Here is an 18,571-nt window from a genome sequence, read left to right as displayed (position 1 = left end):
TTTTGCCGGTACACAGCTTAACCGTGTACCGGCAGTGACATTACTTTTGAATTAAAACAATTGAACCATTATAACCGGGAACCGCTCCGCTTACAAGGATGTAATTCTTTTCAGGGAAAAGCTTTACTACCTTCAATCCTTTCACCTTCACTCTGTCGGCACCCATACGGCCCGCCATACGCATACCTTTAAATACACGCGAAGCATCTGATGAGTTACCAATAGAACCCGGAGCTCTCTGGCGATCATGCTGACCGTGTGACTGTTCACCCACACCATGGAAACCATGACGTTTTACAACACCCTGGAAACCTTTACCTTTTGTAGTACCAACTACATCAACTTTATCGCCTTCAGCAAAAATGTCGAGTGTAACTGTTTCACCAATATTTTTTTCGAGAGAAAAATCGCGGAATTCTTTTACGAATTTTTTAGCGGGAGTGTTCGATTTTGCGTAGTGACCAGCTTCAGCTTTTGTAGTGTGCTTGTCGTTTTTGTCGCCAAAACCTAATTGAACAGAACTGTAACCGTCGGTTTCTTTTGTTTTAACCTGCGTAACCACGCAGGGACCAGCTTCAATAATAGTAACGGCAGTTTGCTTGCCGTCGGCAGGATTGAAGATGCTGGTCATCCCGATTTTTTTACCAATAATACCTTTCATTGTTTTGTATTTATACCCTTTAGGTTAAAGAGACAGAACAGATATAAATATCTATGCTTCAATCCCCGTTTGCCACCGACCTTTTCCCGTATTTCTCCTTGCGAAAGAGGAAGTACCAGTGGTAAACTAACCTCGAAGGGCTAGTTCATATTTAATTCTCAAAATACCGAACCAATATTATTGGTTTTCTCCGGCTGTTCCAGCGCTGCTTTGTTCCTTTTTACAGGTTTTGGCAGATGGAGTATAGTAAGAACTAATTTCTTTTTGTTTGCCCCGAAATGCGAGGACTTTACTTTTACGCTTTGATCTCAACATCCACACCACTCGGCAAATCCAACTTACTCAACGCATCTACTGTGCGTGAAGAGGAAGTATAAATATCCAGCAAACGCTTGTGTGTAGCTAACTGGAACTGCTCACGACTCTTTTTGTTTACGTGGGGTGAACGCAATACCGTAAATATTTTCTTTTGGGTAGGTAAAGGAATAGGACCTGTTACCACCGCGCCGGTACCGCGTACAGTTTTTACGATCTTTTCAGCTGATTTATCTACCAGGTTGTGATCGTAGCTCTGTAATTTTATTCTGATTCTTTGAGACATACCGTAAAGTACCCTTTTGATTTTGGGAGTGCAAAGGTATGTGTATGATTATTTATTGCCAAATAGTTGGGAAAGAATTTTTAAAAATTTATAGCTGTGGGCATGAGGCTATGGGCTTTTAGCAGCTCGCTTTTGACCAAAAATTTTTGATATTTTATTAAATTTAAATATGTTTGAAACTATTAACCATTTAAAAAACACCAAGCAATGCAACTTACCATTATCCAGCAAAAGATATTCACTATAAGAGGCGAACGGGTGATACTTGATTTTGATATTTCCGGGATATATGAGGTAGAAACAAAAATTTTAAACCAGGCAGTTAAAAGAAATATTGACCGTTTCCCGGAAGATTTTATGTTTCAACTGACCGAAACAGAGTGGGAGAACTTGAGGTCACAATTTGTGACCTCAAGTTGGGGCGGCAGAAGATACCTGCCTTATGCTTTTACAGAACATGGCGTTACCATGCTTGCCAGCGTGTTAAAAAGCGAAAAGGCTATACAAATGAATATTGCTGTTGTAAGAGCATTTATTACACTCAGAGAGGCAGGGCTACAATATAAAGAGCTAAACAGAAAACTGTTTGAAATAGAACAATCCACTCAGAAACGTTTTAAGGATACTTATGAAGCGCTCAATTATTTACTTGATAAAAAGCAAAAGGAGGAGGATTTTAGCAATCGGGAAAGAATTGGATTTAAGAAATGATTAAGAACCGCCAGACATCGACATAGTAAGGAAAGTTTCCTGACCGGGATCTTAGCCGCTATCCAGATGATTTCATGTTTGAACTTACTATTGAAGAATAGCAAAACTTGAGGAACCAATTTGGCACCTCAAATTTGGGAGGTTTAAAATATCTACCCGAATACATGCTCTGACTTAACTTTGGTTCATCACTTTTTGCTATAAAATTCAGATCTATGCCAACAAACAGCACCACCCGGTTCAGCAACCGTGTTGAGAATTATGTAAAATACCGGCCCGGCTACCCGGAAGGACTTGTATTATGGCTGCAAACACATTATACATTTCCTGCTTCAAATGTGATTGCAGATATCGGTTCCGGAACAGGCATTTCTGCAGATCTTTTTTTAAAGAATGGATATACAGTATTTGGTGTAGAGCCCAATGCGCCCATGCGTAAGATGTCGGAGCACCTGCTAAAAGATCATACAAATTTTAAAACAATAAACGGAACTGCAGAAGCTACTACCCTCCTCGGCCAAAGTATAGATGCTATTGTTGCCGGGCAGGCATTTCATTGGTTTGATGCTGCCAAAACAAAAACTGAATTCCTGCGAATTCTTAAGCCGGGAGGTTTGGTTATATTAATATGGAATGAGAGGCTTACTCATTCCCCTTTTGAAGAAGCATATGACCAACTTATTGTCAGGCACGGCAAAGACTACGTGAAGGTTGACCACCGCAATATCAATACGGAAAATATTGAGCAATTTTTTCAACCTCAAAAATGCCGGTTACAAATTTTTTCCAACCGGCAGGTTTTCGATTTTGAAGGTTTAAAAGGAAGACTACTTTCTTCCTCTTATATGCCTGCTGAAGGCGATGAAGGATATGCTGCGATGATAGATGATCTACAGAAATTATTCAATAAATTCCATAGCAACGGTTTTATTACCATTCATTACGATACTAAACTGTATTCAGGAATATTCAAATGATCAGTATACTTTTCCCCGTTGAATCAAAAACAACAGCCTGACACAGCTCAGAAACCTGCACCAGGCAGTGAGGTAGGGTTCGGAACTTTAGTAAAGTTCCGAACCCATACCTGATAATATCGATCGTACCGACCTGGACAAAAGAACGCTTATTAAAAGATGATTTGTCTATTAATTATTGAATGAATACTACCATTTTATCATTAAGTCTAAATCAAGCCCTGTAAGGGCAATATTTTGGTAGAACCCAAGCCCATTTATCAAAGCCTCGTAGAGGCGACATTATCTTCCATAATCGGTAACAGGTCTTTCATAACTATATGTATAAAAAGGCATTCAACCGTCTAACTAAATCACATTGTCTTAAAGGATTTAACTACTTTATTCAACCCTTTCAGGGTTGTACCGTTCATTTATCCTTTTTATACCCTGAGTTGCACTCAGGGCTATGCACATTCAAGCCCTTCGGGCTTTCTCCCGCATCTCATTATTAATTAGTTCCATTACTCCTGTTCCCACCGCATAACATTAATCATTTCAACTTGAGGAGCCAATTTGGCACCTCAAAAGAATAAAATAGTAATGTATACATTACTTTATGTAAAGTTTATTTTACTTTTTGAAAACTATTCTTTACTTTAGCTTTTTCTTTCAACTCCTATTTATGCAAACAAAGTTTCTATTGCCGAATAAGTTCAAATTTTGGGGATGGCTGATTGCTCTTCCAGCTTTGGCACTAATGATATTAAATATACATTTTGATTTTACCTTCCCTTTTCTCAACTATGCAAAAAAAGGAATACACCATATCTCTTTTGATAATGGCTTTTTGTTCAACATCCAATATAACAATTTCACCGACGAAGTGGGAAGCATTTTGTTGCTGGCCGGTTTATTGATGATTGCCTTTTCAAAAGAGAAGGATGAAGACGAGAGAATTTCCAGGTTACGCCTGGAATCACTTTTGTGGGCCGTATTTGTAAATACCATATTTATAATTATATCTGTCATCTTTTTTTATAGCACATTATTCCTGAGCATAATGGCTTACAATATTTGCACTACACTTATTCTCTTCATCATAAGGTTTAACCTGGTGCTGTATTTTGACAGGAAAAACACTAACCAGAGTAATATATGAAGAATACAATACGTGTTGAACGGGCAATTCTTAATATAACACAGGCAGACCTAGCTGAAAAGGTAAAAGTATCAAGGCAAACCATTAATGCGATAGAAAGCAATAAATATGTACCCTCTACTGTGCTGGCGCTAAAGATTGCAAAGGTTTTTCAAAAAAGAGTAGAGGAAATATTTACACTTGAAGATGCAGATTAAAAAGCCTTCCGATGAATCGGAAGGCTGAAGTCCATACATCAATTTGCAGACATACAGACATTCTATTTTATTAACAAAAACAAATGTAGAAAAATGAAAACTAAAAATTCAAAGTTATACGGAAGTATTGTATACATAAGTATGATAACCGTGTTTATTGCTATTATACTTATCTCCTCATGTAAAAAAGAGGCTGCTAAAAATGCAGTGATTCAAAACGATATGATTGAAGCTGCCCAAAAAACAGGCAGTAAAATTCTTTCAGGAAATGTTGCTATTGAAAGTGATGACAGCGGAATTGTGCTGAATTATAACAACGGGAGCAAGCTGATCTTTATTGAAAAGATCCGGGGCACTAAAACGGTTGACATAAACAGGATACATTCTGCAGAAATAATCACATCTGACTACGGTGTAATCATTAAAAACCTGGACGATAAAAATGTATTTTTTCTTATAAATAATGATAGTGAAAGCCTGAAGATGTTTCAATCTATCAGCTCTTTTTTTGCTAACCGCTATCAAAGCTCAACAGTATTTGGTATTACTGTTGTAAATGCGGAAAAGGCATAAATCAATATGGCTGCAAATTGATTATCCCTAACCAGGGTCACCTCCGGTTAGGGATAATTGTATTATTTCACACCATTGCCCGAAACGCCATTTCCATTAGCGCTATGAGCTTTCTGTGCCAGGGTGCTTATTTCTGATTGTTCTGCTTTATTCTCCCTGTAAGCAGGAGTTTCATTGTAGTATTGTTCCGGCGTCATGGGCTGCCTTTCACCGGCTAAAAATCCAACCCGTAAAAATGAAGACTCGTGTCTTCTCGTTATTTCCTGAAGCCGTTGGGCGGCCCTGTACGCGTTTATCTTTCCGAAATCATAATCATTCTTTAATTCCTGCAATTCAATTTTGTACATAATCCCTGATGAAGATCTCCTGGCAAAATCAAAGGTTTTGTCCAGCAGCACTACTAACCCGGGAATACCTGCTACAATAGCCAGCCAGATATTATTTACAAAGATCTGCTGTCCTGAAGCAACCATAATAGCTGAAGCAAAGCTTGCAATAATGGAAACCCACAAGATAATGTGGGCCAGGCTGGAATCCCTGGCAATGTTCTTTACGCGCTTTTTTAATTCCTTCTGAATCTCCAGTTCAAGAGCTTGGGTGGCTTTATTTGTGTCCATAGAAACTATATTTATTGCTTGTGAAATTTTTTTAGATAACATTTGTGCATACAATTATTTCCCGGGCATCAAGCTTCAATGCTTGTTTCCTGTATTATTTAACTATTTAGTTTCAATAGTGTTTGCAGGTAATGGGCATCGGGTGTATCAGAAGAATATTCAGATTGGAGATAGTAAAAGTAAAAAGTTCCGGCGAATAAAAAAGAGGCGTACGGCTATTGCCGCCGGAAATTACCAATTGCTAATTTTTATCAGGTATATATTGGTTTATCAATTTTGAGCTGCTTTGTAGGATCAATTACCAGCCACAATAATCCACCTGCTATCATTACCATTCCCACCAAAAACAAAGGTTGGTTAAAGTTGTTGGTAGCATCGGCAATCTTACCAAATAAGAGCGACATAATAAATGCGCCCATCTGTCCGAAAAAATTCATCGCGCCGGTAACCGTGCCTGTATTGTTTCTCCCGATATCCGCACATACAGCATAAGATACCATTACGCCAAAAGCGAAACATCCGTTAGCCGCAATAAGACAAATAACAGAAAGCACATTCTGAGGTACGATGGCTGCCACAAAAATCAATAACCCGCAACAACACAGGCCTGTGAGTCCTACAAAACGGCGGCCGAATTTTAATCCCTTTTTCTTTGGCAGCCAGTCGCCAATAAATCCACCCACAAGAAAACCGCTTATGCCGGTAGTAAATAAAATGAAGGTTATTATTTTCATATCATTCTCAGAAAAATGTCTTCCTTCCTGTAAGTAAAGCGGCATCCATGCTACAAAAAAATAATTGCTCCACTGGCAGCAGAAGTACATCAGCATTAAAGCCCATAAAGTGCGGTTGCGAAAAATAATTTTCCATGAAACAAGATGCTGTTCTGATGAAAAACGGCGGTTGCTTTCAATCCACTGTAATTCTTTGGGCGAAATATCTTTCATCTGAGCGGGAAAATCACGAAACCATTTATAACAAATCCACACCCATATCACCCCGATAAAAGCATTCACAAAAAAAGGCATCCGCCAGCCATAATGCACTGCCAGCGGAACAATAATAAGTGGCGCAACAGCCGATCCTATCTGCGAACCAATACCCACCCAGGTAAGTGAGCGGCCGGTTTCCTGTGCCGGAAACCACCTGGATACAACCAATAACGCGTTGGGATAAGTGCCGGATTCTCCCATGCCAAAAAGAAAACGTATCACAAGTAAAAGTATAAGCCCGTTAACCATTCCTGTTAGTGCTGTGCACAACGACCAGAATAAAACAATGCGTATGAAAACAGCACGCGGTCCAATTCGGTCGCCCAGCATCCCCGATGGGATTTCAAACAATGCATATGCTAAAGTAAAGGCTGCCAGCACCCAGCCGAATTGTTCATTGTTGAGTTGCAGGTCGGCCTTCAGCCTTACACCAACCAGGGAAATACAGATACGATCGAGGTAAGTAAGCGTGGTTAAGGAACATAGCAATATTAAAACCCTGTAGCGATATGGCATGTTGTATAATATATTCCCGTCTTTAAGCAATTCGTTATTTACGGTGTTAAGATACGGGAAACTCTTACAAAAAGTTATCAACGAAGCTAAATCACATAACATAAACCGCTACATTTACCACTCCTAAAATGTTACCGTGGTAGAACAAGCTATATATACAACTTATTACTCCTCTCCTGTTGGCCTGTTAGAAATAAAGGTTAATGAAGAAGCAATAAATGCCATACTATTTGTAAATACCTGGAAAGGACCGAAACTGGATGAGTCTTCATTGCAACCCAATCCTGAAAAAAATACAATAGCTGAGCGTTGCACACAACAGTTGAGCGAATATTTTGAAGGAAAAAGAATGACATTTGATTTTCCTTTCAGGCAGGATGGAACAGCTTTTCAATTGAAAGTATGGAATGCACTGTTGGATATATCTTATGGCAAAACCATATCCTATCTCGAACTGTCAAAACGAACCGGTGATGTAAAGGCCATAAGAGCAGTTGGCACTACCAACGGCAAAAACCAATTGTGCATTGTTGTCCCCTGTCATCGTGTAATTGGCGCAAATGGTAACCTTGTAGGCTATGGTGGTGATCTGTGGAGAAAAAAGTGGCTGCTCGATCATGAAGCAAAATTTGCAAATGGGGTACAGACACTGGGGGGATGGTGAAAAAGCTGATAGCTAATAGCTGTTAGCAATCAGCTATCAGTTGTCAGTTGTCAGCAATCGACAATTCACTATTTATCGAAAAAGATGCTAACTGCTGACACTCATCATGTATTCAGCAAACACAAAAAATTATTTAACGCCTGACAAACATGGGTGATCATAAAAACAAATGATGATAGTCGACACAGCTGACAACTGATAGCTAATAGCTGACAGCTTATATCAAACCTTCTTTATGGCATCAAAACAAGCCGCACTAGGCTTCATTTTCGTAACGCTTCTTATAGATACTATTGGTTTTGGCATTATCATACCTGTTATGCCAAAATTGATCGAGCAACTTATTCATGGTAATCTCAGTGATGCCTCACGCTGGGGAGGGTGGCTCACTTTTGCTTTCGCCATCATGCAGTTTGTATTTGCACCTGTGCTGGGTAACCTGAGTGATAAATATGGCAGGCGTCCAATATTGTTATTTTCATTGTTTGGTTTTGGTCTCGACTACCTGTTGCTTGCCATTGCGCCAGATATTGGTTGGTTATTTATAGGAAGAATTATTGCCGGCATCACAGGTGCCAGTTTCACCACAGCCGCAGCCTATATTGCAGATATAAGCGCTCCCGAAGATCGTGCAAAAAATTTTGGCATGATAGGAGCAGCATTTGGATTAGGGTTTATCATAGGCCCTGTAATCGGTGGTTTATTAGGCAGTGTTGGACCAAGAGTTCCGTTTATTGCTGCAGCTATACTAACATTGCTCAACTGGTTATATGGATACTTTGTTTTGCCTGAATCTTTAGATAAAAATAACAGGCGTTCATTTTCCTGGAAACGGGCAAATCCAGTTGGTTCTTTATTACACCTGCGTAAATACCCGGCATTAAGCGGGCTTATTATTTCCCTGATGCTTGTATATATTGCTGTGCATTCCGTACAAAGCACCTGGGCATTTTTTAATATGGAGAAATTTAAATGGGATGAAAAAATGGTGGGTATTTCCCTTGGAATTGTTGGTCTGCTGGTAGGGCTTGTGCAGGGCGGTTTAATAAGAATAGTACATCCAAAACTTGGCAACGAAAAAAGTATTTATGTGGGTTTGGCGTTATACACTGTCGGTTTGCTATTATTCGCATTTGCTACGCAGAGCTGGATGATGCTTGTATTTTTAATTCCTTATTGCCTTGGTGGTATTGGGGGACCTGCATTACAGGCTGTTATTTCAAATCATGTTCCACCTAATGAGCAGGGAGAATTGCAGGGCGCATTAACCAGCATGATGAGTTTTACTACAATCATTGGACCTCCGTTAATGACAAATTTGTTCGCTTATTTTACCGGCAGATCTGCGCCGGTATATTTTCCCGGCGCACCTTTTTTACTCGGAGCTTTTATGATGCTGATAAGCACCATACTGGTTTACCGGATGTTTAGGACTGAAAAAGCAATAACAAAATGAATTAAACACTAATCATCCCTTCTTTGCAAGACTTCCCTGCAACTAAATCGGCCTTAAGTGTTATATGTTTTCCAACACCCCGTTTTTCTATCAGATTTACCAGGGTTTTAACAGCCAGTGTTCCCATTTCCTTGAGTGGCTGGCGTGAATGAGTAATAGAGCAATAAAAAATTTCAAATTCATCGTATTCATCAAAGCTCATTACTGATACATCATCCGGAATTCTGATTTGTTTTTCAATAAAATATTTCAATCCGCAAATAGCAAGATTATCCGAGGCAAAAAAAACGGCATCACATTCTTTTTTCTTTTCGAAAACATCATTCAGTCCATGAGTAACATTTTCATATCTATCTTCCGGAATGTTAGGAATTTCTATAAGCCAATCCGGTTTAAATTTTATTTTATAATCCAGCAAGGCTTTCTTATATCCGCGGTTGCGTTCCTGCAAGTGAAAAAGAGTAGTGTGATAATTACAAAAAAATATCTTTTTATGTCCCAGTTTTATGAGATATTCTGTGGCATTATAAGATGCCTGAAAATTATCCAATCCAATATAACTGGAATCAATATTTTTAAAAAGCCGGTCAACCAGCACATACGGAATACCATATCCCTGCAATAAATGCAACTGGTCTTCACATCCTTCAACCGGAATGATAATCAAACCATCTACTCTCCTGTTTGTAAAAACATTGATAAGTTCAACAAATGCATCCCTGCGTTCATTTGAACTACCATATATCACAGTATAGTTACATCTTTTTGCTTCCTCCTCAATTGCCTTTGTAATTCCTGATGTGTATCTGTAATCTATATCAGCCACAATTAAACCAATGCTATGAGTTTTACTCATTTTCAGGCTTTTGGCAATAAGATCCGGTTTATAATTCAGATTATTCGCCGCTTCAATTATTCGCTTAGCCGTTTCTTTCTTAACCTTTTTTTGAACCGCCTGCCCATTAAGAACATATGAAACAAGAGATATTGAAACACCGGCGCTGTTAGCCACATCCTTAAGCCCAATCTTTTTCAAAAAAGAAAAAATTATAGTTAGAAATTATGTTAGTGGGTAAATCTACAACAAATGCCAATAAAAAATTTAAACGTTTAAATAATTTATTTTATTAGATTTGCTACTAACTTAAACGATTGAATTTATTTTATGAAGCCCATAGTTCAGATTTCTCTCGATCTTACTAATATTGATGAAGCACTTGAAACAGCGGCGCTTGCTATGCGGGCCGGCGTTGACTGGCTTGAAGCCGGCACTCCACTGATACTTGCCGAAGGATTACATGGTGTTAAAAAATTAAGGGAGGCATTTCCGAAAGTTCCTATTGTTGCCGATCTTAAAACAATGGATGGCGGATATCTTGAAGCGGAGATGATGGCTAAAGCCGGCGCTACACATGTGGTGGTTATGGCAAGAGCGCATGAAGAAACCATTAAATGCGTGGTAAGCGCAGGAAGAGATTTTGGCGCTAAAGTAATGGGTGACAACCTCGGTTGCCCTGATATGGTTGCCGCGGCCAGATGGCTGGAAGATTTAGGATGCGACTATGTAATTCATCATATAGGATATGACGAACGCAGAGGTATAGCAGCACAGGGCAAAAGAATGCCAAGCCCGCTTGACCAATTAAAACAGGTAGTTGATGCCGTTAGTATACCTGTACAGGCTGTTGGGGGATTAACATTAGAACAAGCCATCCGCTGCCCTGAATATGGCGCCCCTCTGGTTGTATTAGGCGCACCACTCACTATAGATGCAGATGCTTTTAAAACAGCAGATGGTGACCTGGAAAGTTCACTCAGGCTGATATGTGATAAGATACATGCGTATGAGATGCCGTGAGCTATGGGCCATGAGCTATCAGCTAAATATTTATGGTTTGTGGTTTTGGGTTAATAGTTGACCGCAAATCCGAAATTATAAACTATAAAAGACAAACTATAAATAACTACATATGAAATCTGCAGCAGTTGTAAATTATGCACCGGAAAAAGGGTCAGTTGAAATACGGGAAATAGAAAAACCTGAAATAGGCGAAGATGATGTATTGCTCGAAGTTGCCAATGTAGGCGTTTGCGGCAGCGATTTGCATCAATGGACAGCCGATCATAGTTGGCCGGTAAATTACCCTGTAGTGCTTGGTCATGAATTTGGCGGACACATTGTTGCGCTAGGCAGCCGTGTTACCGGCTGGAAAGAGGGTGACCGCGTGGTTAGTGAAACAGCCGCAGTAATTAATCCCAACAGCCCGATGACAAGGAGTGGCTTATACAATCTTGATCCGGGCCGTAAAGGTTTTGGTTATGGAGTGAATGGCGCAATGACAAAATATGTGCGTGTACCTGCACGCTGTTTGCATAAAGTTCCGGACCAGCTTGCATTTGAACAAGCCTGTTTAACAGAACCATGCTGTGTTGCATTTAATGCTGTAGTAGAAAACGCAAGATTAAAACCAGGAGATCGGGTGATAGTAATGGGACCTGGCACTATAGGAATCTTATGTGCTGCAATGGCAAGATTATGCGGTGCGGAAGTAGCAATTGTTGGACTGGAAGCTGACCGTAACCGTATTGAGATTGCAAAACAATACGGCTGCGAAGGTATTATTGGAGATGCCATGCCCTGGGCTACAGCAAGAGATGGAATGGGCGCAGATTGTGTTATTGATGCTGCAGGCGCAAGCATTACTTTAAAAATGGCATTACAATTGGTTCGCCCTAAAGGTACCATATCTAAAGTTGGTTGGGGTCCTCAACCATTGAATTTTTCGCTCGACCCATTAGTTCAAAAAAATGTAACGCTGCAGGGAAGTTTTAGCCATAATTGGCCTATTTGGGAAAGAGTAATTGCATTACTCGCCAGCGGACAATTAGATGTTAAACCAATTATTGGCGGTGTGTGGCCTGTAACAGAATGGCGTGAGGCTTTTGAAAAAATGCACAAAGGAGAGGTAGTGAAAAGTGTGTTGAAACCTGTTTGATTAGAAGATTGGTGAGTTAGAAGATTTGAAAATGAGGGAAAGAATGTGAAAATGTGGAATTGAAATACAAACACAAGAATACAGTAAACTAAAGCTTGGATATATTCAAAAGTTAATATGGTAGTGATATAGTTTGGAATTGCTTCTATAGCTTCGCTCCCTCTTCATTGCATGGATAGGGAGCGAAGGTGAAGTTTAAAACTAATTCTTATGCGCTTAAAAAATAAAGTAATAATAATAACCGGAAGTTGCACAGGTATTGGAAAAGCCATTGCCTTGCGTGCTGTTGAAGAAGGCGCAAAAGTTGTTGTGCATGGTCTTGAAAAAGAATGGGGCGAAGAAGTTGTTGCTACTTTAGGAAAAGGAAATGCCATATTACATATAGAAGATATTACAAACGAAGGGGCAGCAGAACGCCTGGTGCAGCTTGCCGTTAAAACGTTTGGAAAGTTAGATTCTGTTGTAAACAATGCTGCCATTGTAGCATCTTCCAACCTGCATACTACAGATGCAACCCTACTGCGTAAAGTAATTGAAGTGAATACTGTTGCACCATTTGTTTTAATTAAAGCAGCTTTGCCGCATCTTAAAAAACAAAAAGGAAGTGTATTAAATATTGGCTCGGTAAATGCCTACAGCGGCGAACCGAACCTGTTTGCATATAGTGTATCCAAAGGGGCGCTTATGACGTTGACCCATAATCTTGGCGATACCTTATTCCGCGAAGAAGGAGTAAGAGTAAACCAGATAAACCCAGGCTGGGTACTTACTGAAAATGAAACCATCCGTAAAAAACAACATGGGCTTGCAGAAGACTGGTATAAAGATTTACCTACGGTTTATGCCCCAGCGAGAAGAATTATTTGGCCAGCAGAAATTGCTGCTGCCGCAGTGTATTTTTTATCTGATGAAAGTGGCCCCGTGAGTGGTCAGGTACTAACGATTGAACAATATCCGTCCAATAGCCGAAATCCACCAAAAGATACAAGTACCATACATAAGTAGAAGTTGAATAAAAACTTCAGGCAATAACCGTAACCCGCCTCTACCATTGAAAAAGTAAATAGGTTAACCGTAGAAAACGACATCCAACGTTTCGTCAATCCTAGTTTGTCATATGAATTACAACGTAACCAACCAAAACATGCGTTGCAGAAAAATGTTGTTTCATTCTTTTGCAATAAGAAAATTTATAGCATTTGAAATCTTACTCAATTGCTATTGGAACAGAATAAGTGAAATTGCAAATAAATCTGTCAGCTACAATCCCATCTCGTACAAAATTTCAATTATTAATAAGCTGCTTGTCTGCACCAGGCTTTAAAAGTAGTCAAAGATTTGCCAGCTTACATGTAGCCTTGTGCTTTAAAGGCAATCACCGCTGATATACATTCTAGCTACAAGTGAAGAACCTGTATTATTAATTTAAAAACTTAAACCAAAACCAAAAATGTACATGAAAAATTAACAATGCCAGCACCAAATATTAGTGACTGATATTTGGCTATTGCCGGCGGATTAAACCATGCCGGCAAACATTTTCGAGGAAACTAAACTATTTATTCATCCCAATTCACAGAATTATGAATGCTTATGCCAGGTACAAGCCAAAATTTTGTACCAACCAAAAACTCAACAAGTCGTTTCTTGCCATGAAACTAATTTTTGTCTTGTTTTTAAGCTTTTCACTTAATACACAAGCAGGAGAGCTTGATGGAAACAAATCAATAAACAACCTACCGCCGATAGAAATACGGGGTAAGGTTGTAGATAAAAACGGGCTACCGCTTGAAGGAGCTTCCGTAACTGTTGCAGGTACGTCGCGTGGTACTACAACAAATAAAGATGGTGTTTTTACCATTACCGTAGACTCAGATAAGAGAGTACAGTTGGTAATCTCCATCGTAGGATTTAAAACCCAAACCGTAGATGCCAAAAATAATATCACTATCGCCCTTGAAGACTCCGTTGAAGGATTGAGTGATATTGTTGTGGTAGGTTATGGTACTGCAAAGAAAAGCGACCTGGTTGGTTCGGTTGCGCAAATTAAAGCCGACAAGCTGGTTGACAGGCCGATTGCCAACGTGGGAAATGGGTTACAGGGAAAGATCGCGGGTGTGCAGGTAGTTAACCAGGGCGCGGGCGTTCCAGGCGGCAAACCTATGATCAGGATACGCGGTACAAACTCCATCAACACAAGCAGCGATCCGCTTTTTGTTGTTGACGGAATTATTGGCGTTGCCAACGCGCTGTCTACATTAAACCCTGAAGACATCGTGGCAATGGAAGTTTTAAAAGACGCTTCTGCTACCGCTATATACGGGGCACGCGGTGCAAACGGTGTAATTATGATCACTACCAAAAGAGGTGTAAACGGCAAAACACAGGTTGATTACAGTGGCAGTGTTTCACGTAATGTTTTACAACGCCACCTGTATGCCATGGATGCAGATCAATTAATGTATGTGTATGAACAGGCAATGGCAAATGGCGATAAATATGGTACTATTAACCGTGCTAAAGATTTTCGCGGTGCTACAGCTTCCGGTATTTCCTACTCTGAAATGCCCTGGTTATTTGAAAAAGTAGAAAAAGGCGATTATATATTAGACCTTGTAGGCAAAGATGGCAACTACTATAAACCCATTTATAATACCAATTGGGAGGATCTAGCATTTAAACCCTCTACTTCTAACAACCACCACGTTGATATCAGAGGTGGTGGTGAGAACGCTAAATACTCTGCTTCTTTAGGCTATACCGATCAGCGCGGTTTAATGACAAAATCATGGTTTAAAAGATATACCGGCAGAATTACCGGTGATGTAAAAATTACTAAATGGCTTGATATGAGCACTAATATCTCATATGCACGCAGCCAGGAAACCAATGATGACGGAATCACGCGTTCTACTGCAGAGGTTTGGAGTATATTGCCCGTACAATATCCGAATGATCCAAGCCTGGGTACCTATGCCAACAGATGGGGAACTAACGGAGATTTTAATGTTGGTGAACAATGGTACAATATCGTTTTCAGGAGATCACAGATATTCGCTTTTACCAACCGCGATCAAACTACAGGAAGCATCGCGTTGAATGCGAAGATCACTCCTGACCTGAGCCTTAAAACCGATTTCTCTGTTGACTATAATGCTTACAAGTATAATGGCTATAGTGGAAAATTATACGGAGGTAACGGAACAGCAACTATCAATACACAAAATACTTTTTACTGGCAAAACCAATACTATTTTAACTACGATAAAAAAGTAGGAGATGCACATAAAATAAATGCTATGCTGGGTTTAGCGTGGACACAGTTTAACTGGGAATACCTGAACACTTCCAACTCTGTATTCTTTTCCAATTTTTACGAATACCATAATATTGGCGCAGGTGCGCAAACACGTCCCGTACCTAGTAGCAGCGATGGTAAGAGTGCACTTAACTCATACTTTGCAAGGGTAAACTATACTTACAAAAACAAGTATTTACTCACGGCAACAGGTCGTATAGATGGTTCTTCCAAATTTGGTCCTAACAGCAAATACGGTTTTTTCCCTTCTGCCGGTGTGGCATGGAGAGTTTCACAGGAAAAATTCCTGGAAGATGTTAAAGGCATAAGCGAATTAAAGTTGAGAGCAAGTATGGGTAAAACAGGTAACCAGGAAATTGGTAGCTATGTATCTCAAACTTATGTTGGTGTTGGTAGCGTGGTATTGGGTGGCTCTTCTCAAACAGGTATTTATCCCAGCCAGATGGGTAACCCTGATCTGAAATGGGAATCAACCACGCAATATGATGGGGGTTTAGAATTAGGTGTGCTTGATGGCAGGATAAATCTTACACTCGATTATTATTACAAAGTAACCAAGGATATGTTGTTAGATGTGCCTTTGCCCCGTTCTACCACAACAGGTACAGCCAAAATGAACTATGGTTCTGTTGAAAACAAAGGCTGGGAAATTGGTTTGGGCGCTGCAATAATTGACGGTGCAAACTTTAAATGGAATACAGACATTTCTATAAGTCTTAACCAGAATAAGATACTGGCATTAGGACCAACCGGCGCACCTATATATGTGCAAACTGGCGCGGGTAACGGTACTTCTATCCTGAAAGTAGGAGAGCCGATTGGCGCATTTTTCGGGCTTACACGTCTTGGTACTTACAGCACAGAAGAAGCTTCTCTTGCCGCACGTTATGGCATGTTGCCGGGCGACCTGAAATTTCTTGACAGGAATGATGATGGTAAGATCGACCTGTATTCAGACGGTGGTATTATCGGTTACTCATTCCCGAAAGTATTGGGTGGTTTTAATAACTATTTTAAATACAAAAGATTTGATGCGAGCCTGAATATCCAGTTTGTGTCAGGCGTTAATAAAGCTTTTGTGCATGAATCTGCAGAAGACAGGCAATTGGTATCAGGTGGTTTGAACAGTACGTTGCAGGCATGGCGTCCAACCGCTCAAAATACTATGATAGCACAGATGCGGCCGGGTAATGGTGGCGCATACTATCAATCCTACCCCGATACGCATATGATCAGCGATGCTTCCTTTATAAGAGGCGGTTCTGCAACCATTGGCTATTCTTTTCCTGTGCAGGCATGGAAACTCCAAAAGATAAGAGCTTATATATCCGCGGCTAATTTCTTCTTAATTACCAATGTTGAAGGGTACGATCCTGAAGGAAGCTCGCTGGATAAACAGTATTCACTGGTGCCGAACGTGGATAAATACCAATATCCCAATCCTTCTATCTACAGCTTCGGCGTTAATGTTAGTTTCTAATTCTTAAAGCGTATTATCATGTGTTCAAATAAAAAAATCATACAATTTTTTAAATACCAGGCAATACTTACCCTTATTGTAATAATGACGGGTAGTTGTAAAAAATTCCTGGAAGAAGTGCCTACCGGCAACATGACAGATCAAACTGTTTTTACTACAGCTCAGGAGGGCGCTGCTCTTGTTATAGGACCTTACCGCTCTTTAGCATCATGGACAGGCGGTGCCGACGACTGGGGTAACTATCTGCCCGCTACATTGGAATATCCAACCGGTAAAGCCTATACATCTGATACACACGTGCAGATATGGAAATATCAAACCAACCAGATATCCGGCGATATGCTTGGTAATTTTAACAACCAATGGAATAACTGGTACCAGGGTGTAAGAGACTGTAACTTCTCCATTGCCAAAATACCCGGCATTACGGAATGGTCTGATGCTGACATTCAAAAAGCAATGGCTGAAGTAAGAACACTCAGGGCATGGTATTATTTCTGCCTTGTTCGTTATTTTGGCGATGTGCCTTTAACTACAACTGTAGTAAGCACGCTGGATAGTGTTCAATTGCCCCGTACTTCTCTCAAGCAGATATATGATGAAGTAATAATCCCTGATCTTGAATTTGCAGTTAACAGCCCCCTGGCTGATGCCCGTTCGACCAATGGAAGGGTTACCAAACATGTGGCCCGGGCAATACTGGCTGATGTATATTTAACCTGTGCCGGTTATCCTTATCAGGAAGTAGCCACTGCTCCTGAAAAAAACTGGTGTGTTGATGGATCATGGTCTGCAAGTACATATCCTGTAAATTCAGCTTCTGCTAAAGACTTTTTAAAGAAAGCCCAAACCAATCTAAATGTATTATATGGCGCTTATACTTTAGGTTCCTATGATGACCTGCACGACCCCGGAAAAAACAATGTGGGTGAAGCAGTTTTCCAGGCGCAATACCTGAGTGGTGTTACCAATAATAGCATTATTGCGGCATCATTGCCAGGACTTAGCCATGTATCTATGTTTGGTGATGAATATGGCACTTTCATCCCAAGTACTCCTTATTTTAAATCTTACGACCCCGCCGATAAACGTATACAGGACAGGCAAATGTTTTACTTTTCTGATACCAAGTCTACTAAATATGATCCTTCCCAGGGTCCTGCAGATAAATTTGGTATGGCTTACCTGTATAAATTTTACGACCAAAGTGCCATTAAGGTAACCGGCCAGTCAGGATTAAACTGGAGCTTCTATCGTTATGCAGATATATTACTGATGCTTACCGAGGTAAACTGGACATTAAGATCGCTGGGAGAAGCAGTGAGCGATGATGATATGATAAAAGGTATAAACCTGGTTAGAGCAAGAGCCCTGCTGCCTGCTTACAGGGCTACAGATATAAATCTCCTGGCAATAATGAGCGAGCGGGCTTACGAACTGGTATTTGAAAACAAAATGCTGTGGGATCAGCGCCGCACACGTATGTGTTTGGTTGATGGTGAAGGCCAGTTTGCCGCTATTGAATCATTCTTTGGCCATCGCCCGGTTGACTTCAGCTTCGAATTTGGACCAATGAACCTGTTGGCTCCTGTTTCAGGTACAGAAATCATCAATAATGCGCAGTGCCTGCAAAACTTCGGATACCTGCCCAAACAATCCGGACAGTAAGT

17 protein-coding genes are annotated in these 18,571 nt (G+C 40.2%); 12 read left to right on the top strand and 5 right to left on the bottom strand.

All coding sequences use genetic code 11. From position 1 onward, the window contains the following. Positions 1-40: 40 nt before the first annotated feature. A complete protein-coding gene (rplC, locus tag DC498_RS07640) occupies positions 41-661 on the bottom strand; it encodes a 50S ribosomal protein L3 (RefSeq protein WP_116873566.1) in 621 nt (206 codons plus the stop codon). 295 nt (positions 662-956) lie between these two features. Next, positions 957-1,262 (bottom strand): 30S ribosomal protein S10, encoded by a 306-nt coding sequence (gene rpsJ / locus DC498_RS07635; protein WP_116873565.1) that lies wholly within the window; start codon positions 1,260-1,262, stop codon positions 957-959. A 207-nt stretch (positions 1,263-1,469) separates the two neighbouring features. On the opposite strand from rpsJ, the gene DC498_RS07630 reads away from it, so the two are divergent. From DC498_RS07630 to DC498_RS07610, 5 genes are all read left to right on the top strand, one after another. Continuing rightward, positions 1,470-1,973: an ORF6N domain-containing protein gene (locus DC498_RS07630; RefSeq protein WP_116873564.1), complete on the top strand. Its 504-nt coding sequence runs from the start codon at positions 1,470-1,472 to the stop codon at positions 1,971-1,973. 215 nt (positions 1,974-2,188) lie between these two features. Further along, positions 2,189-2,950 (top strand): class I SAM-dependent methyltransferase, encoded by a 762-nt coding sequence (locus tag DC498_RS07625; RefSeq protein WP_116873563.1) that lies wholly within the window; start codon positions 2,189-2,191, stop codon positions 2,948-2,950. A gap of 664 nt (positions 2,951-3,614) precedes the next feature. After that, the gene (locus tag DC498_RS07620) at positions 3,615-4,091 is read left to right on the top strand and encodes a hypothetical protein (RefSeq protein ID WP_116873562.1); all 477 of its coding nucleotides are present in this window, start codon (positions 3,615-3,617) and stop codon (positions 4,089-4,091) included. Continuing rightward, on the top strand, positions 4,088-4,288 hold the full coding sequence (locus tag DC498_RS07615; RefSeq protein ID WP_116873561.1) for a helix-turn-helix transcriptional regulator: 201 nt from the start codon (positions 4,088-4,090) through the stop codon (positions 4,286-4,288). Before DC498_RS07620 ends, DC498_RS07615 begins: the two co-directional genes overlap by 4 nt. Before the next feature lie 93 nt (positions 4,289-4,381). After that, the gene (locus DC498_RS07610) at positions 4,382-4,861 is read left to right on the top strand and encodes a hypothetical protein (RefSeq protein ID WP_116873560.1); all 480 of its coding nucleotides are present in this window, start codon (positions 4,382-4,384) and stop codon (positions 4,859-4,861) included. A 62-nt stretch (positions 4,862-4,923) separates the two neighbouring features. Here DC498_RS07610 and DC498_RS07605 read toward each other — a convergent pair whose 3' ends face one another. Continuing rightward, the gene (locus tag DC498_RS07605; RefSeq protein ID WP_133176785.1) at positions 4,924-5,478 is read right to left on the bottom strand and encodes a hypothetical protein; all 555 of its coding nucleotides are present in this window, start codon (positions 5,476-5,478) and stop codon (positions 4,924-4,926) included. Between the two features lie 251 nt (positions 5,479-5,729). Next, positions 5,730-6,986 (bottom strand): MFS transporter, encoded by a 1,257-nt coding sequence (locus tag DC498_RS07600; protein ID WP_240627920.1) that lies wholly within the window; start codon positions 6,984-6,986, stop codon positions 5,730-5,732. Between the two features lie 136 nt (positions 6,987-7,122). On the opposite strand from DC498_RS07600, the gene DC498_RS07595 reads away from it, so the two are divergent. Together DC498_RS07595 and DC498_RS07590 are read left to right on the top strand one after the other, a co-directional pair. Then, positions 7,123-7,650, top strand: coding sequence for a methylated-DNA--[protein]-cysteine S-methyltransferase (locus DC498_RS07595; protein WP_206197550.1), 528 nt, complete (start codon positions 7,123-7,125; stop codon positions 7,648-7,650). 235 nt (positions 7,651-7,885) lie between these two features. Beyond that, complete coding sequence (locus DC498_RS07590; protein ID WP_116873558.1) at positions 7,886-9,106, top strand: TCR/Tet family MFS transporter; 1,221 nt, start codon at positions 7,886-7,888, stop codon at positions 9,104-9,106. A 1-nt stretch (position 9,107) separates the two neighbouring features. Here the strand turns inward: DC498_RS07590 and DC498_RS07585 are convergent, their stop codons facing one another. Beyond that, positions 9,108-10,142, bottom strand: coding sequence for a LacI family DNA-binding transcriptional regulator (locus DC498_RS07585; RefSeq protein ID WP_116873557.1), 1,035 nt, complete (start codon positions 10,140-10,142; stop codon positions 9,108-9,110). Between the two features lie 129 nt (positions 10,143-10,271). On the opposite strand from DC498_RS07585, the gene DC498_RS07580 reads away from it, so the two are divergent. The 5 genes from DC498_RS07580 (at position 10,272) to DC498_RS07560 (ending at position 18,569) form a co-directional block, all read left to right on the top strand. Then, the gene (locus DC498_RS07580; RefSeq protein WP_116873556.1) at positions 10,272-10,964 is read left to right on the top strand and encodes an orotidine 5'-phosphate decarboxylase / HUMPS family protein; all 693 of its coding nucleotides are present in this window, start codon (positions 10,272-10,274) and stop codon (positions 10,962-10,964) included. 112 nt (positions 10,965-11,076) lie between these two features. Then, the gene (locus tag DC498_RS07575) at positions 11,077-12,102 is read left to right on the top strand and encodes a zinc-binding dehydrogenase (protein ID WP_116873555.1); all 1,026 of its coding nucleotides are present in this window, start codon (positions 11,077-11,079) and stop codon (positions 12,100-12,102) included. Between the two features lie 210 nt (positions 12,103-12,312). Further along, positions 12,313-13,107 carry an SDR family NAD(P)-dependent oxidoreductase gene (locus DC498_RS07570; protein WP_116873554.1) on the top strand — a complete coding sequence of 265 codons (795 nt, stop codon included), beginning with the start codon at positions 12,313-12,315 and terminating at the stop codon, positions 13,105-13,107. A gap of 647 nt (positions 13,108-13,754) precedes the next feature. Beyond that, a complete protein-coding gene (locus tag DC498_RS07565) occupies positions 13,755-16,901 on the top strand; it encodes a SusC/RagA family TonB-linked outer membrane protein (RefSeq protein WP_165813784.1) in 3,147 nt (1,048 codons plus the stop codon). 18 nt (positions 16,902-16,919) lie between these two features. Beyond that, entirely contained in the window at positions 16,920-18,569 is a 1,650-nt protein-coding gene (locus tag DC498_RS07560; RefSeq protein ID WP_116873552.1) for a RagB/SusD family nutrient uptake outer membrane protein, read from the top strand. Positions 18,570-18,571: the final 2 nt, after the last annotated feature.

The sequence above is a fragment of the Terrimonas sp. genome (assembly GCF_003075435.1).
GTDB lineage: Bacteria > Bacteroidota > Bacteroidia > Chitinophagales > Chitinophagaceae > Agriterribacter.
This window is presented reverse-complemented; position numbering and strand designations above follow the sequence as displayed.

Excerpts from the sequence above, each read along its gene's own strand:
- DC498_RS07615 (WP_116873561.1), top strand. The coding sequence starts at position 4,088 with ATGAAGAATACAATACGTGTTGAACGGGCAATTCTTAATATAACACAG.
- rpsJ (WP_116873565.1), bottom strand. The coding sequence starts at position 1,262 with ATGTCTCAAAGAATCAGAATAAAATTACAGAGCTACGATCACAACCTG.
- DC498_RS07580 (WP_116873556.1), top strand. The coding sequence starts at position 10,272 with ATGAAGCCCATAGTTCAGATTTCTCTCGATCTTACTAATATTGATGAA.
- DC498_RS07630 (WP_116873564.1), top strand. The coding sequence starts at position 1,470 with ATGCAACTTACCATTATCCAGCAAAAGATATTCACTATAAGAGGCGAA.
- DC498_RS07575 (WP_116873555.1), top strand. The coding sequence starts at position 11,077 with ATGAAATCTGCAGCAGTTGTAAATTATGCACCGGAAAAAGGGTCAGTT.
- DC498_RS07600 (WP_240627920.1), bottom strand. The coding sequence starts at position 6,986 with ATGCCATATCGCTACAGGGTTTTAATATTGCTATGTTCCTTAACCACG.
- DC498_RS07610 (WP_116873560.1), top strand. The coding sequence starts at position 4,382 with ATGAAAACTAAAAATTCAAAGTTATACGGAAGTATTGTATACATAAGT.
- DC498_RS07560 (WP_116873552.1), top strand. The coding sequence starts at position 16,920 with ATGTGTTCAAATAAAAAAATCATACAATTTTTTAAATACCAGGCAATA.
- DC498_RS07620 (WP_116873562.1), top strand. The coding sequence starts at position 3,615 with ATGCAAACAAAGTTTCTATTGCCGAATAAGTTCAAATTTTGGGGATGG.
- DC498_RS07570 (WP_116873554.1), top strand. The coding sequence starts at position 12,313 with ATGCGCTTAAAAAATAAAGTAATAATAATAACCGGAAGTTGCACAGGT.
- rplC (WP_116873566.1), bottom strand. The coding sequence starts at position 661 with ATGAAAGGTATTATTGGTAAAAAAATCGGGATGACCAGCATCTTCAAT.
- DC498_RS07565 (WP_165813784.1), top strand. The coding sequence starts at position 13,755 with ATGAAACTAATTTTTGTCTTGTTTTTAAGCTTTTCACTTAATACACAA.
- DC498_RS07605 (WP_133176785.1), bottom strand. The coding sequence starts at position 5,478 with ATGGACACAAATAAAGCCACCCAAGCTCTTGAACTGGAGATTCAGAAG.
- DC498_RS07590 (WP_116873558.1), top strand. The coding sequence starts at position 7,886 with ATGGCATCAAAACAAGCCGCACTAGGCTTCATTTTCGTAACGCTTCTT.
- DC498_RS07625 (WP_116873563.1), top strand. The coding sequence starts at position 2,189 with ATGCCAACAAACAGCACCACCCGGTTCAGCAACCGTGTTGAGAATTAT.